11 protein-coding genes and 6 pseudogenes are annotated in these 14,097 nt (G+C 69.6%); 8 read left to right on the forward strand and 9 right to left on the reverse strand.

Going from position 1 to position 14,097, the window contains the following annotated elements:
• Nucleotides 1-209 precede the first annotated feature (209 nt).
• Complete coding sequence (locus ACF061_RS31510; RefSeq protein WP_392270401.1) at nucleotides 210-755, forward strand: hypothetical protein; 546 nt, start codon at nucleotides 210-212, stop codon at nucleotides 753-755.
• A 144-nt stretch (nucleotides 756-899) separates the two neighbouring features.
• Here the strand turns inward: ACF061_RS31510 and nrfD are convergent, their stop codons facing one another.
• The 6 genes and pseudogenes from nrfD to ACF061_RS31540 form a co-directional block, all read right to left on the reverse strand.
• Nucleotides 900-1,961 carry an NrfD/PsrC family molybdoenzyme membrane anchor subunit gene (gene nrfD / locus ACF061_RS31515; RefSeq protein ID WP_392270402.1) on the reverse strand — a complete coding sequence of 354 codons (1,062 nt, stop codon included), beginning with the start codon at nucleotides 1,959-1,961 and terminating at the stop codon, nucleotides 900-902.
• Entirely contained in the window at nucleotides 1,958-2,977 is a 1,020-nt protein-coding gene (locus ACF061_RS31520) for a 4Fe-4S dicluster domain-containing protein (protein ID WP_392270403.1), read from the reverse strand. Before ACF061_RS31520 ends, nrfD begins: the two co-directional genes overlap by 4 nt.
• Nucleotides 2,974-6,264, reverse strand: a complete 3,291-nt coding sequence (gene fdh / locus ACF061_RS31525) for a formate dehydrogenase (protein ID WP_392270404.1) — start codon at nucleotides 6,262-6,264, stop codon at nucleotides 2,974-2,976. Before fdh ends, ACF061_RS31520 begins: the two co-directional genes overlap by 4 nt.
• A gap of 555 nt (nucleotides 6,265-6,819) precedes the next feature.
• Nucleotides 6,820-7,410 (reverse strand): hypothetical protein, encoded by a 591-nt coding sequence (locus ACF061_RS31530; protein WP_392270405.1) that lies wholly within the window; start codon nucleotides 7,408-7,410, stop codon nucleotides 6,820-6,822.
• Between the two features lie 226 nt (nucleotides 7,411-7,636).
• Nucleotides 7,637-7,810: pseudogene (locus ACF061_RS31535) on the reverse strand (alpha-amylase family glycosyl hydrolase); the annotation flags it as partial.
• Nucleotides 7,726-8,280, reverse strand: coding sequence for an alpha-amylase family glycosyl hydrolase (locus ACF061_RS31540; protein WP_392270406.1), 555 nt, complete (start codon nucleotides 8,278-8,280; stop codon nucleotides 7,726-7,728). The gene ACF061_RS31540 and the pseudogene ACF061_RS31535, both read right to left, overlap by 85 nt.
• Before the next feature lie 144 nt (nucleotides 8,281-8,424).
• Between ACF061_RS31540 and ACF061_RS31545 the strand changes: the two genes are divergently transcribed.
• From ACF061_RS31545 to ACF061_RS31555, 3 genes are all read left to right on the forward strand, one after another.
• The gene (locus tag ACF061_RS31545) at nucleotides 8,425-8,580 is read left to right on the forward strand and encodes a hypothetical protein (RefSeq protein WP_392270407.1); all 156 of its coding nucleotides are present in this window, start codon (nucleotides 8,425-8,427) and stop codon (nucleotides 8,578-8,580) included.
• Between the two features lie 383 nt (nucleotides 8,581-8,963).
• Nucleotides 8,964-10,139 (forward strand): glutathione-independent formaldehyde dehydrogenase, encoded by a 1,176-nt coding sequence (locus ACF061_RS31550; RefSeq protein WP_392270408.1) that lies wholly within the window; start codon nucleotides 8,964-8,966, stop codon nucleotides 10,137-10,139.
• 89 nt (nucleotides 10,140-10,228) lie between these two features.
• Nucleotides 10,229-10,420 (forward strand): hypothetical protein, encoded by a 192-nt coding sequence (locus tag ACF061_RS31555; RefSeq protein ID WP_392270409.1) that lies wholly within the window; start codon nucleotides 10,229-10,231, stop codon nucleotides 10,418-10,420.
• 167 nt (nucleotides 10,421-10,587) lie between these two features.
• Here ACF061_RS31555 and ACF061_RS31560 read toward each other — a convergent pair.
• Together ACF061_RS31560 and ACF061_RS31565 are read right to left on the reverse strand one after the other, a co-directional pair.
• Nucleotides 10,588-10,875 (reverse strand): annotated as a pseudogene (locus tag ACF061_RS31560) (integrase core domain-containing protein); the annotation flags it as partial.
• Nucleotides 10,876-11,027: 152 nt separating this feature from the next.
• Entirely contained in the window at nucleotides 11,028-11,762 is a 735-nt protein-coding gene (locus tag ACF061_RS31565; RefSeq protein WP_392270410.1) for an SDR family NAD(P)-dependent oxidoreductase, read from the reverse strand.
• A gap of 345 nt (nucleotides 11,763-12,107) precedes the next feature.
• Here ACF061_RS31565 and ACF061_RS31570 point away from each other — a divergent pair.
• The 4 genes and pseudogenes from ACF061_RS31570 to ACF061_RS31585 all read left to right on the forward strand — a co-directional run.
• Nucleotides 12,108-12,275 (forward strand): annotated as a pseudogene (locus ACF061_RS31570) (IS30 family transposase); the annotation flags it as partial.
• Between the two features lie 7 nt (nucleotides 12,276-12,282).
• Nucleotides 12,283-12,570 (forward strand): annotated as a pseudogene (locus ACF061_RS31575) (integrase core domain-containing protein); the annotation flags it as partial.
• A 55-nt stretch (nucleotides 12,571-12,625) separates the two neighbouring features.
• Nucleotides 12,626-13,504, forward strand: a pseudogene (locus ACF061_RS31580) (IS481 family transposase); the annotation flags it as partial.
• Between the two features lie 80 nt (nucleotides 13,505-13,584).
• Nucleotides 13,585-13,998, forward strand: a complete 414-nt coding sequence (locus tag ACF061_RS31585; RefSeq protein ID WP_392270411.1) for a hypothetical protein — start codon at nucleotides 13,585-13,587, stop codon at nucleotides 13,996-13,998.
• On the opposite strand, the pseudogene ACF061_RS31590 reads toward ACF061_RS31585, so the two are convergent.
• Nucleotides 13,985-14,097 (reverse strand): annotated as a pseudogene (locus tag ACF061_RS31590) (IS5/IS1182 family transposase); the annotation flags it as partial. The gene ACF061_RS31585 and the pseudogene ACF061_RS31590 overlap by 14 nt on opposite strands.

A 14,097-nucleotide genomic window follows, 5' to 3' on the forward strand; every position in this document is an offset into this window, starting at 1 on the left:
GACGGTGGGTGGAGGCCGAGGGACGCCACCGATGTCGACGCACACCTCGAAGACGGATACCGGCGGACCCTGCAGGACATGGCCGCGTTTCTCAGACAGACCCACTACCTCCCTCGTGGGCTGGATCGAACCTCGTTCACGGCCGGCTCCGCGCCGTCTGTCCCTCGCTCACACACGAGCCGCACCCCGGGAACCGAAGGAGGCCGCAGATGAACACGCTTCCGCATTCCACCGCGACCCGGAGCCGCCCAACGGGACCAGGCGTCGACATGAGGCTGCTCGGCATCTATCTCAACGACCACCTCGCCGGCGCCACCGCCGGGACCGAACGCGCCACCCGCCTGGCGCGGGCCGCCCGTGGGTCCGCGCTCGGCCGCGCGATCGAGCCCGTAGCAGCCGAGATCGCCCAGGACCGGGCAGCGCTGCTGGACATCATGGAGGATCTCGGCGTTCCCGTTCGCCGCTACAAGGTGTGCGCCGGCTGGGCGGGCGAGAAGCTGGGACGGCTGAAGCTCAACGGCCGCCTGCTGCGCCCGTCCCCGCTCGGCACCATGCTGGATCTGGAGGCCCTACGGCTGGGGGTCGAGGGAAAGGCGGCCGGGTGGCAGGCCCTGCGCCGCCTCAGCGCCGCCGACGAGCGCCTGGACTCCGCCCGGCTCGACACGCTGCTCGAACGAGCGCGGCGACAGCAGGAAAGAATCGAGGAGTGGCGCGTCCGCCAAGCCGAGGAGGCACTGGCCACCACAGTCGGCTGAGCCGCCCCCACCGCGAACAGCACGGCGGCCACCTTGGACCGTCGCCGCGCCCCTGAGACGACCAGGAGCGGTGCTGACGTCTTGGTTGGTTTCCTGTTGGTCGATGTCGCCCGGGCCACTCCGGAAGTTCCCTCTCACACGACGTCATTGCGCCTGGTCGCCATGCTGGTGCTGCCCGCTACGGGCGTTCAGACGTGCGCGTTGGGGAACCACGACGTAGGCCGGGTCCTTGGTCGAGGCGACGCCCGCGTCGAAGGTGCCGAACCGCTGGAGGGCGCTGCCGGCCAGCAGGGCGAGCCCGGCGGCGGCAGCGGCGGGGCGGCTGCGGCGGGCGACGGTGACGGCGGCCAGGGCGCCGGCGAGGGTGAGGTATTCGGATGCCCGGCGCAGCCGACGGGCTCGGCCTCTGGTGTAGGCCTTGGTCTCCAGGCCCGGCCGGCGTTCGATCAGCCGGGAGGCGACGAGTTCGGCACTCGCCCCGAGGGCCGCGAGCTGTCGGGCAGGGCTCGCCTCGTGCACGGGGGCCAGCAGCATCCCGAGCCCCGCGCCGCTCGCCGCCGCGGACCCCGCGAACAGGAAGGGCAGCTCCCGGCGTGCCTCGTGCCAGGCCGGCACAGCCGTCTGGGAGAGCAGCACCGCGGTGTAGGACGCCAGAGCGGGGGCGAACGCGGCCGAGGACAGACCTCCCAAGCGGCCCGCCCGAGTCGGCAGGCGGCCGGGCAGCACGGCGCGCAGGGAGCTCGGGAGCAGCTCGGTCATGGCGGCCAGGCCGCTGCCGGGTCCGTAGGCGGCGAGGATCCATGTGCCGACGGACATCGGTGAACTGGGCTTGGCCACCCGCAGCATGTGGTGGAAGCGTTCGGGACGACCGAGGTCTGCGATCAACAGGTAGCTGCTGGCCAGCAGGGCACCGAAGCCGCCCAGGCGCCCGGCGCGGCACAGGGCCGGACGGCCGGTCAGGTCGGCGCCGGCGGAGAGCAGGGCGGCACCGGCCGACAGGCCGCCGGTGAACAGGTAGGCCGGCACCTTCCACTCCCACACCGGCGGTTTCAGTACCGGCCGCCCGTAATAGGAGCGGAACTCCGAGTCCGCTGCGACGCGTTGGTCGTCGTGTCGGTCGCGGCCGGCGCCGAACGCGGGCACACGCAGGTCGGCGGCGCCCGCGTCGCTACGCGGCTCGCGCAGGGATCCGTCGTCGTCGGTCATCGGTGACCCTTCCTGACGAAGACGGCGGCGGTGGCCGCGAGCAGCGCGGAGGCCGCCACCGCGGCGTGCCTCCACATGGACGGCAGATCACGCGTGGGCACGACGGGATCCGGCGGCAGCCCGTAGGCCTCCGGCTCGTCGAGCAGCAGGAAGAAGGCGCCGTCGCCACCCACTCCGTCCTCGGGATCGCGCCCGTACAGCCGTGCCTCGCCCACGCCCGCCTCGTGCAACTGCTCCAGTCGCCGGTCGGCCCGCTCCCGCAGTTCGTCGAGCGGCCCGAACTGGATGGAGTCGGTCGGGCAGGCCTTGGCGCAGGCGGGCTCGAGGCCGCCGCGCAGGCGGTCGTGGCACAGGGTGCACTTCCAGGCCCGGCCGTCGTCGGGCCGCCGGTCGATGACCCCGTAGGGACAGCCGGACACGCAGTAGCCGCAGCCGTTGCAGATGTCGGGCTGCACCACCACGGTGCCGAACTCGGTGCGGAAGAGCGCTCCGGTCGGGCAGACGTCGAGGCATCCGGCGTGGGTGCAGTGCTTGCACACGTCGGAGGACATCAGCCAGCGGAAGTCGGTACGGGCGTCCGCGCCGGTACCGGCGCCGGGCAGGTCGAAGGAGGGGAAGCCCAGGTCGACGGGCTCGGTGCCCAGTTCGCCACCGCCCCGGGGCGCGTCCCGCACGGCGTCCGCTACGACCTCGGCGGTGTGCTCGGTGGCCGAGGGCCCGGTGGGCAGGTCGGACAGGCCGGGGTCCTGTCGTCCCAGTGGGCGTTCCTGCTCGATGAAGGCGACGTGCCGCCAGGAACTCGCGCCGAGCATGCCGGTGTTGTCGAAGGACATGCCCAGCAGGTCGAGGCCGTCGTCGGGGACGTCGTTCCACTCCTTGCAGGCGACTTCGCACGCCTTGCAGCCGATGCACACGGAGGTGTCGGTGAAGAAACCGACCCTGGGCGGGTGGTCGCGGTGGCCGGCGTCCGCGGCGGGGTCCTCGAGGGACCCGTACAGACTGTGCTCGTCCGTCATGGGGAATCCTCCTCCCGGTGGGGTTCGGTGTGGGTCGGCCTGGGGTCGTCGCCCGTCGTCACGATGCGGGTGCCGGTCTGCGGTGTGATCCCGGCCCGGCGGCGGTAGTCCTGGACGTATGCGAGGAGGGCGGGCCCCCTGGGCCGTCGTCCGGGGCGGATGTCACAGGTCAGGACCTTGCTCTCCTGGATCAGCACGTTCGGGTCGGCCACCACTCCGATCAGGTCGTTGACGACGTCGCCGGTGGTGAGGCCGGCGCCGCCCCAGTGGTAGGGCATCCAGACCTGGTGGACGGTGCGGTCCTCGACACGCAGCGGCGCCATCCGGTCGGTGACGAAGACGCGGGCCTCCACCGCGGTCCGGCTGGTGATCACGTGGGCCCAGTCCAGATGGCGCAGGCCGCGTTCGGCCGCCAGCTCCGGCGACACCTCGACGAACAGCTCGGGCTGCAGCTCCGACAGGTACGGCAGTTGGCGGCTCATGCCCCCGGCGGTGTGGTGCTCGGTGAGCCGCGACGCCGTGAACACGAAGGGGAACACCTCCCCGTGCGCCTCGGGGGGAGCCGGATTGGAGGGGTTGTCGCGGCGCCCGTAGACCTTCCTCGTGGGGTTGGCCTGCTGGCCGTACAGGAGGTTGCGCACGGGCGACTCGTGCGGCTCGTAGTGGGTGGGCAGCGGGCCGTCCGACAGGCCGGTGGGCGCGAACAGCCACGCCTTCCCGTCGGACATCATGATGAACGCGTCCTCGCCGCTCAGCGCCTGCGGCCCCGATGCGCCCTCGGGAGGCCGGTAGTGGGGTGGCTTGTCCTTCTCGAAGTCCGGGGTGTCGTGTCCGGTCCACTCCCCGCGGTCCTCGTCCCACCAGACGAGGGCCTTGCGCTCGCTCCAGGGCCTGCCCTGCGGATCGGCGGAGGCACGGTTGTAGAGCACTCGCCGATTCAGCGGCCAGGTCCAGCCCCACTCGGCATCGTAGGGCCCCTGCTCGAAGCGGGATTTGCGGCGCCGGGCCTGGTTGGTCTCGTCGGCGTACACGCCGCTGTAGATCCAGCAGCCGCAGGCCGTGCTGCCGTCGGCCTTGAGGTCGGGGTAGCCGCCGACGGTCCGGCCGGTCCGCAGGTCGATGCCGTTGATATGGCGCAGCACGTCCGCCGCGGACGGTTCGTCGCCCTCGGTGTGGTAGTCCCAGGCAAGGTCGAGCACGGGCCGGTCGCGGTCGTCGGTCGAGCCGGCCAGTTCGTCCTTGACGCGCCTGCCGAGGTGGTAGAAGAACCACAGATCCGAGCGCTGGTCGCCGCTCGGTTCGACGGCCTTGTCCCGCCACTGCAGCATCCGCTGGGTCTGGGTGAAGGTGCCGGCCTTCTCCACGTGCGAGGCGGCGGGGAAGAAGAACACCTCCGTGCGGCAGCGCTCGGTGACGATCTCCCCGGTCTCCACCTCGGGGGCGTCCTTCCAGAACGTGGCGCTCTCGATCATGGTCAGGTCGCGGACGACGAGCCAGTCCAGGTTGGCCATGCCGAGGCGCTGGAGACGGCCGTGCGCGGACCCGACCCCGGGATTCTGACCGAGCAGGAAGTAGCCGAAGACCTTCCCGTCTACCATGTCCATGGCGGTGCGATAGGTGCCGTGATCGCCGTTGATGCGGGGCAGGTAGTCGAAGCAGTAGTCGTTCTCCGCTGTCGCCGCCTCACCCCAGTACTCCTTGAGCAGGGAGATCATGTAGGCGTCGGCGTTGCCCCAGAACCCCTTCTGGTCGGGGCGGCGAATACCGTCCAGGTAGGCGGTCAGGTTCTCATGGGTGGTGTCCGGCATCGGCAGGTAGCCGGGCAGCAGGTTGAACAGGGTCGGGATGTCGGTGGAGCCCTGGATGCTGGCATGCCCGCGCAGGGCGTAGATGCCTCCGCCGGGGCGGCCGATGTTGCCCAGCAACAGCTGGATGATCGAACCGGCCCGGATGTACTGGGCGCCGACGGAGTGCTGGGTCCAGCCGACGCTGTACACCAGCGCGGCGGTGCGTTCCCGGCCGGAGTGCTCCGTCCAGGCCCGGCACACGTCCAGGAACCGTTCCCGGGGCACCCCGCAGATGCGCTCGACCATCTCCGGGGTGTAGCGGGCGAAGTGCCGCTTGAGCACCTGGAAGACGCAGCGTGGGTGCTCAAGCGTGGGGTCGGCGGCGATGTCTCGGGCGCCTCCCTCGACGACCGGGCCGCCGGCACCGTGCTGGTAGGCCGAGGCCTGCTCCTTGTGACGCTTCCCCGGGCGTTCCTCGGCCTCGACGCCCTCGTACGTCCAGCTGGAGGGGTCGTAGGAGGCGGTGTGCGGGTCGTAGCCGCTGAACAGTCCGTCCAGGTCCTCGGTGTCCTGGTAACGATCGCTCAGCAGGAACGGGGCGTTGGTGTACGCCTGTACGTACTCCCTGAAATGCAGGTCGTCGGACAGGATGTGGTTGATGACGCCGCCGAGGAACGCGATGTCGGTGCCGACCCGCAGTGTGACGTGCTGGTCGGCCAGTGCGCTGGTCCGGGTGAAGCGCGGATCGATGTGGATGACCCTGGCGCCGCGTGCCTTGGCCTCCATCACCCACTGGAAGCCGACCGGATGGGCCTCGGCCATGTTCGAGCCCATGATGACGATGCAGTCGGCGTTGATCAGGTCCTGCTGGTAGTCGGTGGCGCCGCCGCGTCCGAACGAGGCTCCCAGACCGGGAACCGTGGCGGAGTGTCAAATACGCGCCTGGTTCTCGATCTGGAGCGCGCCCAGAGCGGTGAACAGCTTTTTGATCAGATAGTTCTCTTCATTGTCCAGCGTCGCGCCGCCCAGGCTGGCGATGCCCATGGTGCGGCGGAGTGTGTTCCCGGACCCGTCGGTGTCCTGCCAACCCCTGCGGCGGGCGTCCAGCACCCGGGCGGCCACCATGTCCATGGCCGTGTCCAGATCGAGGTCCTGCCACTCGGTGGCGTACGGCGGACGGTAGCGGACCTTCTGCTCGCGCTGCGGGCCGGTGACGAGCTGCTTGCTGGCGGATCCCTTCGGGCACAGCCGGCCGCGCGAGATCGGGCTGTCCGGGTTGCCCTCGATCTGGATGACCCGGTCGTCCTTGACGTAGACGCGCTGCGCGCAGCCCACGGCGCAATAGGGGCAGACGGAGTCCGCGACTCGGTCCGCGCGGTCGGTGCGGGGTCCGAGAGCTGCCGAGCGCGGGGACTCGGCCGCCTTGCCCCGGCCGAGCCGGTCGGGGCCGGTGAGCTGCCGGTACACGGGCCACTGACCGATCCACCGTTCCAGGCCCATACGCTCGCTCCTTCGTGGGTGGCATACGCCTTGATCGACGCTACCCGCACGGGGGCCGAGTGCAAGTCGACGCCGGGCGGCGAGGCACTGGTGCACCGGTGTGTGGTAGACCTGCTCGAAGAGCACGGTCGGCCGCGCCGGGTCTGCGTGGTGCACCACGATCCGTGCGTACTGCCCGTCGGGGCCTGACCGGCCGGCTGCCCCGAATCGCCGAGACGCCCACGGGACCGCTGGCACGCGTACTGTCCGGTGCCGGGCCTCTCCTGCTGACCGCCCAGGACCTGCCCGCCGCGGGGACTGACCCGCTACTGAGCGCCGAGGCGCTCGCCTACGCCGCCGGGATCCGCACCCCACGGATCAGAGCGATCGTCGAGGACGGGACCGAAGGCCCTGTACGCCCGACACCCGGAGAGTTCACAGAACCGGCTACGGCATTGGCCCTGCCGCTGCATGAGGTACCGCAGGTGAGCCAGCGACCTCGTGCCGTGGCCACTGCGGGCCGCTGAGCGGGCCGCATCGGCCAGCGGGCTGTGATGCGGCAGCCCGGCCGGCGGATCAGTGCGTGAGGTGCCCGGGCGAGGGCATGTGGAGCGCCAGTGTGCGGGCCCTTTCCCACATGCCGTGGAGCTGCTCGGCGGGGCGCTGCTGTTCGCCGTGGAGGGCGTTGAGGATGACCAGGCCGCCGGTGAGCGCGGGGACGGCCCACTGCATGCAGACCAGGTGCCGCTGCGCCTTGTCGGTGTCGATGGGGTGCTTGGCGGACTTCTCGGCATCCTGCGGGTCGGAGGACGCCGCCAGTTCGATCTTCTTGCCCAGTACGCGGCTGTAGGCGGTCGCCGCGAGGGCGGCGCCGGTCAGGACGGTCTTGGTGAGGGTGGAGGCGGCCACGCCCTGCTGGGCGGCCACCCGCGGGGCGTTGGCGGCGAGCAGGCCGCCGGAGCCGAGCAGGTGCGTGGCGATCGCCGCGGCATTGAGGGGGGTCCACTTCGCCCAGCCGGAGCTGGCGATCCGCGCGGTGGTGGCCCAGGTGTCGCCCTCGTCCCGGGCGGCACCGTTCAGGCCGACCGCGCCCATGAGGGAGCCGCCGAACCAGGCGGCCAGCCCGACATCGTGCAGGCTGCGCAGCATCGTGTTGCGTGTCGACATGACCGGCTCCCTTGGCCCAGGCGGACGAAGCCCGGGCGAGGCGGCCGGGCGCCACTTCACCGTCGCCGAGCACCCGGCCGACCGCCATCGCGGTTGGTGCGAACGGAGCAGGCCCGCCATGAAGAGGAGCCACCGATGCAGGCTCCACCGGCATCAACGTCTTCATCGCCGCACACCGTGCCATCGGCGAGGCTGGTGGCTGGCCGCGCCTTGCCGCCCGGTTGATGACGTCCATGCGCAAGCCGTCGACCCCGCGCTCCAGCCACCAGCGCATCATCGCGTACCCGGCCTGGCGGACCTCGGGGTTGTCCCAGTTCAGGTCGGGCTGCTTGCGGGAGAAGGTGTGCGACAGTACTCGCCGGACACTTCGTCCAACGTCCAGGCGGGACCGGAGAACCACGACTCCCAGTTGTTCGGTTCCGCTCCCGCCGTTCCGGGCTCCATGCCCTCGCGGGGCGGACGCCAGATGTACCAGTCGCGCTCGGGACCGCCGGGGCCGTCGTCGCGGGAAGCGGTGAACCAGGGATGTTCGTCGCTGGTGTGGTTGACGACCAGGTCCATGACGAGCTTCATGCCGCGTTCGTGCACGGAGGCCAGGAGACGGTCGAAGTCGGCGAGAGTGCCGAAGAGCGGGTCGATGTCCTGGTAGTCGCTGATGTCGTAGCCGTTGTCGTCGTGCGGGGAGGGACAGACCGGGGAGAGCCACAGCACGTCGACGCCGAGTTCAAAGAGGTAGTCGAGGCGTTCGGTGATGCCCTGCAGGTCGCCTATGCCGTCCGCGTTCGAGTCGGCGAAGCTGCGCGGGTAGATCTGGTAGACCACCGCGTTGCTCCACCAGGCGTCGGCAGGGCTGGGCGCGTTTTCGGGCACGTCAAATCCTCATCGTTAGATCTTGGTCACCTGCCGGGACGTTGTCAGGGCCGGGAGCGGGTGATCGGCTCGCCGGTGGCGGGGAGTGAGGGCGGGCGCGGGTGTTACCGGGCATCGTCCTGGCTCGTCACTTCGATCGCTACCATGGGCGGGGCGCTGGGATCGATCGCCACCATGGGCGGGGCGCTGGGATCCGGCCTCGAGAGCGCGGAGGCGATCCGGGTAGCCGCCTTCGCCAAGCGTGAACAGGAACGTCGTGACATGCTCCACGACGACTACGGTGACCCGCCCTCGGAGTGAACCGATACCGGTGTGAAGGGTTCCGGTCGCGTGCCCGCATCGCCGCTCATCGCCGGCCGGCGTGCCGGTGGTGCGGCTGCACACGGCGGTCGTTCAGTCCACGCCCGTTGAACCAGGCAGCTTCGCTCGCATGACCTGATCGATCGGTGCGCGGTTGTTTCGCGTCGGAGGCTGACGGGGACCCGCACGGTACGCCGTCGGAGCGCCGAAGCTCCGCCTGGCGGGCCGGCGGCGAATCCACCGTTCCACCTGATCCGGGTGGGCGGCCCGCAGAGGCGTGCCGAAGGCACGGACTTGGTCGTAGCGCTCCCGAGGGTCGGGCTCCTCGCGCCGTCTCATCATCGCCGTGCCGCGGTCATGCCGTGACACCGAGGGAAGTCATCATGAAAGCAGCGGTATACGAAGGACCGCGAACGGTCACGGTGAAGGACGTGCCGGACGCGAAGATCGAGCATCCCTGCGACATCATCGTCAAGATCACCACCACCAACATCTGCGGTTCGGACCTGCACATGTACGAGGGCCGCACCTCGTTCGAGTCCGGCCGCACCCTGGGCCACGAGAACATGGGGCAGGTGGTGGAGGTCGGCTCGGCCGTCCGCAAGGTCCGGGTCGGCGAGTACGTGGTCCTGCCGTTCAACATCGCCTGCGGCTTCTGCAAGCAGTGCGAGCAGGGTCTGACCAACTACTGCCTGACCATGCAGCCGGAACCCGCCCTCGCGGGAGCCGCCTACGGATTCGCCGAGATGGGCCCCTACCAGGGTGGTCAGGCGGAGCTGCTGCGCGTGCCCTACGGTGACTTCAACGCGCTGCGGCTGGGTGAGGACGCCGCCGAGCGGCAGACCGACTACGTGATGCTCGCCGACATCTTCCCGACCGGCTATCACGCCACCGAGATGGCCCACGTCAAACCGGGCGACCAGACCATCGTCTTCGGGGCCGGTCCGGTCGGGCTGATGGCGACCTACTCCGCCCTCCTCAAGGGCGCCGGCCGCGTGTGGACGGCCGACCACCACCCCGACCGGCTGCGCAAGGCGGAGGAGATCGGGGCCATCCCGATCAACACCGCCGAGCAGAACCCGGCGGAGGTCGTCAAGGAGGCCACCCTCGGGCTGGGCGCCGACAACGGCTGCGAGTGCGTCGGCTACCAGGCCCACGATCCCCAGGGACACGAGGACGCCAGCCTCACGCTCAACGGACTGATCGACTCGGTCAGGTTCACCGGCGACATCGGCGTGGTGGGCGTTTTCATGCCCCAGGATCCCGGCGGCGCGGAGGCCCAGGGTGAGCTGGAGGCCCAGGGCAAGGTTCCGATCGACTTCGGGCTGATGTGGTTCAAGGGCCAGCAGATGGGGACCGGGCAGGCTCCGGTGAAGAAGTACAACCGGGCGCTGCGGGACCTGATCGCCGGCGGGAAGGCGAAGCCGAGCTTCGTCGTCTCCCACGAGCTCAGCCTGGACGAGGCCCCCACCGCCTACGAGCACTTCGATGCCCGTGACGAGGGCTGGACCAAGGTGGTCCTGCATCCCGACGGACACGGCAACGGCCACAAGCGGTAAGGACCCTCCGGGCCACCGCCCGCCTGCTACGCAGGCCATAGCCGGCCGACGAACGGCGTCCGGCCGGGTAGGACGGACGGCGGACCCGCTTGACGTGCGCGTCCCAGCAGCACGGCCACCGCGACATCCCCATGCTCCTGGAGCGTATGGAAAGGGGCGAGCTGAAGACAGCCCACCTGGCCACCCACATCATGTCCCTCGATGACGGGCCTGAGGGATACCACATCTTCAAGGAGAAGCTCGACGGATGCGTACGCGCCGTCTTCCAACCCGGCCGGTGATTGAGGGGTCCCGGCCAGGCTCGTCGCGGACACGTCATAGATCGCCATGGTCACCCACTGCACGAACCCTCAAGATCGTGGAGGAGAGCAGCCAACCGAACACGGAAGGTTCTCGGAAACGGGGACACGAAATAGCTGAGGTTATCCCCGGGAGTGGACACCGGGTTTCATGCGACGAGTGACAGCGTACGTGACGTGATCAGTTGCTGTTCGAACTCGGCTGGTGTGAGGTGGCCGAGCGCGGAGTGTCGACGGCGCCGGTTGTAGTAGGACAGCCGGCGGAACAGCTCCAGACGGGTCTGTGCCTTCGAGGTCCAGCGGCGGCCATGGAGCAATTCGCGCTTGAGGCCCTGGAAGAACGACTCGGCGAGGGCGTTGTCGTAGCTTGAGCCGACGCGGCCCATGCTGCGGCGGATGCCATGCCGGTGGCAGACCTCGGCGAAGGCGGCCGCGCTCTATTGGGTGAGTTCAACCGGTCGATGCAACATCGGGTTGTTGAAGTAAGCGTCCACAGCGCCGTGCCGGGCCGGTGCCGCACGGGAGGAGGGATCGTGGTGCGCGGCGTAGGCGGGGACGAAGGCTGGCCGCGCAATGGCTGCGCGGCCCATCAGTGAGCGGTCCAGCCCCCATCGACCGGCAGGACAGCGCCGGTGAGATAGGACGCGGCGGGACTGGCCAGGAGCAAGGCGGCCCCGGTGAGTTCGGTCGGCTCCGCCCACCGGCCGGCGGGTACCTGATGGTCGAGAAAGTTGCGCACGTGGGCATCGTCATCCACGCCATCGTTAAGTGGTGTGCGGAACGGCCCCGGAGCGAGGGCATTGACACAGATTCCGGATCCGGCGAGTTCCACGGCGAGGCTTCGGGTGAACTGAACCACCGCACCCTTGCTTGCGGCGTAGCCCGTGCGGCCGGCGGCACCGACCAGCCCGAGCGCGCTGGCGAGGGTGATGATACGGCCGTATCCGAGGGTGCGCATCATCGGAACGGCGGCTTGGCAGGTCAAGAAGGTGCCGACCACGTTGACCTCCAGGCAGCGCCGCAGGGTCGCGACGTCGAGATCAGTGATCTCCCCGCGGGCTTGGACACCAGCGCTGGTGACCACGACGTCCACGCGGCCGTGCCGTTCGACGACCGCTTCGACGAGCCGGTGGACAGCTTGCTCGTCGGTGACATCGCAGGCCAAGCCCAGCGCCGGTCGGCCGGTCTCCGCGGTGATCTGTTCCGCGGCATCCGTACATACTTTCTGACGGCGGCTGGCGACCACGACAGTGGAGCCGACCTCGGCGAGGGCTCGTGCGATGGCCAGGCCAAGTCCTGCTGAGCCACCGGTGACCAGGGCCACCTGCCCTGTCAGAGAGGTGTGTTGTTGAGAGAACGTGCTTCCATACGTACGCACCGAGCGCCTCCTCTGCCGCCGCGCCATGCATCCTCCAACACCCTCTCATCAGCGATGGTTCCGTGTCGCGATGCAAGAACGTACAAGACCTGCGGGTCGGCCTCTGCCAGTCCGAAGAAGGTCACTCAAGACCCGTCTCAACGTCCTTTCGAGTATGTGGAAGAGGTTCCCATGGCCACGCCCACTGTGCGCCCCACTTGTATCGATGCGGCAGGGGTTGACACCCGGTACAAGTTCGTAGTCGCGCTCGAAGCGAAGCTTCCGCCCGGAGTGGCGGCGAACGCGGCCTCCTTCCCGAAAGGCACAGATCTGTCTCGGTGGTCCGCCGAAGACCTCGAAGCCGTCGCGTACGCACTCAACAATCGGCCCCGCAAGATCCTCGGCTGGAAGACCCCCGCCGAAGTCTTCGATGAGCAGCTACGCTTACCTCAACAACCCGATGTTGCATCGACCGGTTGAACTCACCCAGTACGCGTCGAAGGAGTTCGCCCAGGTCTGCTCGGAACTCGGCGTGACCAGATCGCGCGGCGCGGTGGGCACGAGCGCGGACAACGCCCCCGCGGAGAGTCTGAACGCGACCCTGAAACGCGAGACTCTCCAGGGACGGAAGCAGCGGAACGGGGCCCGTGAGGACCGGCTCTCGGTCTTCCGATGGGCGACCCGCTACAACACCCGGCGAGGGCACTCACGCCTCGGCCAGATCAGCCCGATCACCTACGAGCAGCGATCAACCACGCTGACCCCGGCCGCATGACACCCGGTGTTCACGATCAAGGGGAAAGCCCCATACCTCCCGCCCAGCGGGGGAACCTCATCGCCGGGCCGCCGAACGTTTCCAGGTCTCGCCCACCACTGCCCAGCGGTGGGCCGACCGCTACCGCACGCAGGGCGAGGCCGGGACGAGCGATCTGTCCTCCCGGCCGCACATGAGCCCACGCCGCACCCCGACCCGCACCGAACGGCGGATCATCAAGGTCCGGATCCAACGCCGCTGGGGACCGGTCCGCATCGCCCACCTGCTGCGGCTCGTGCCCTGCACCGCTCACCGCGTGCTGACCCGTTACCGTCTGGCCCGCCTGTCCCACCTGGACCGGGCCACCGGCCGCGTCAAACGCCGCTACGAACGTGACCGGCCCGGCGAGCTGGTCCACGTCGACATCAAGAAGCATGGCAACATCCCCGACGGCGGCGGCCACAAGGTCCTCGGTCGGAAAGCGGGCCGCGAGAACCGCTCGAACGCCGGCTACAGCTACCTGCACACCGCCGTCGACGACCACTCCCGCCTGGCCTACAGCGAGATCCACACCGACGAGAAGAAGGAGACCGCCACCGGCTTCTGGACCCGGGCCCAGACGTTCTTCGCCCAGGCCGGTATCACCGCCGAACGGGTGCTGACCGACAACGGCTCCTGCTACCGCTCACGCGACTGGCGCGACCTGCTGACGGCAGCCGGGATCACCCACAAGCGAACCCGGCCCTACCGGCCTCAGGCGAACGGCAAGGTCGAACGCTTCAACCGCACCCTGCTCGATGAATGGGCTCACGTCCGCCCCTACCACTCAGAGCAGGAACGACGCGACGCCTTCCCCGGCCGGCTGCACTCCCGCAATCACCACCGCGGACACACCGCGCTCAAAGGGCAACCACCCGCCAGCCGCGTCCCCAACCTCACAGGGCAATACACCTAGCGCTCGCGCGCCTGACGGACGCCGGTCTCGTTCGCGAGCGCACCACCCAGCGCACGGACTCCACGCACGTCCTGGCCGCAGTGCGCGACCTGACCCGGCTGGAACTGGTCACCGCGGCCGTCCGCGCCGCACTGGAAGAACTGGCCAGCGCAGCTCCGCACCTGCTGACCGGCCTGGTCGGCGAAGAGTGGGGGCGCCGCTACGGCCGCCCGGTCCGTCTGGGCAAGAATCCCACCCGCCCCAGGATCCTCGCCACCGGCGGCGACGCCGTCCGGCTGATCGAGCACCTCGAGCAGCACCTGCGCTGGCGCACCGCCGAGGACGGCGGCCTGCCGCCCTCGGCCGTCGCAGCCGTCTCGCCTCACGACCCGACGGCCCGCTACGCGTGCCGTAAGACCGAACAGCCCGACTGTGCCACCTGCTGCCTCTGGAGCAGCGGATCGATGCTCTTCTACTCAGAGGTCGTTTTCTCCCGATGTTTTATCCCGGAATAGGTGCTTGATCCTGGGATGTCGGGACGCGCCAGGAGATCGTGTTCTCGCCGGTGAGGCGGCGGGCCATCAGGTCGGTCATGGCCAGCTGGATCATGGCTT

The sequence above is a fragment of the Streptomyces sp. NPDC015220 genome (assembly GCF_043079345.1).
In the GTDB taxonomy this organism is placed as follows: domain Bacteria; phylum Actinomycetota; class Actinomycetes; order Streptomycetales; family Streptomycetaceae; genus Streptomyces.

Bases quoted from the DNA above. Each gene is read 5' to 3' on its own strand.
- ACF061_RS31550 (WP_392270408.1), top strand. From the start codon at position 8,964: ATGAAAGCAGCGGTATACGAAGGACCGCGAACGGTCACGGTGAAGGAC.
- nrfD (WP_392270402.1), bottom strand. From the start codon at position 1,961: ATGACCGACGACGACGGATCCCTGCGCGAGCCGCGTAGCGACGCGGGC.
- ACF061_RS31530 (WP_392270405.1), bottom strand. From the start codon at position 7,410: ATGTCGACACGCAACACGATGCTGCGCAGCCTGCACGATGTCGGGCTG.
- ACF061_RS31510 (WP_392270401.1), top strand. From the start codon at position 210: ATGAACACGCTTCCGCATTCCACCGCGACCCGGAGCCGCCCAACGGGA.
- ACF061_RS31545 (WP_392270407.1), top strand. From the start codon at position 8,425: ATGGGCGGGGCGCTGGGATCGATCGCCACCATGGGCGGGGCGCTGGGA.
- ACF061_RS31520 (WP_392270403.1), bottom strand. From the start codon at position 2,977: ATGACGGACGAGCACAGTCTGTACGGGTCCCTCGAGGACCCCGCCGCG.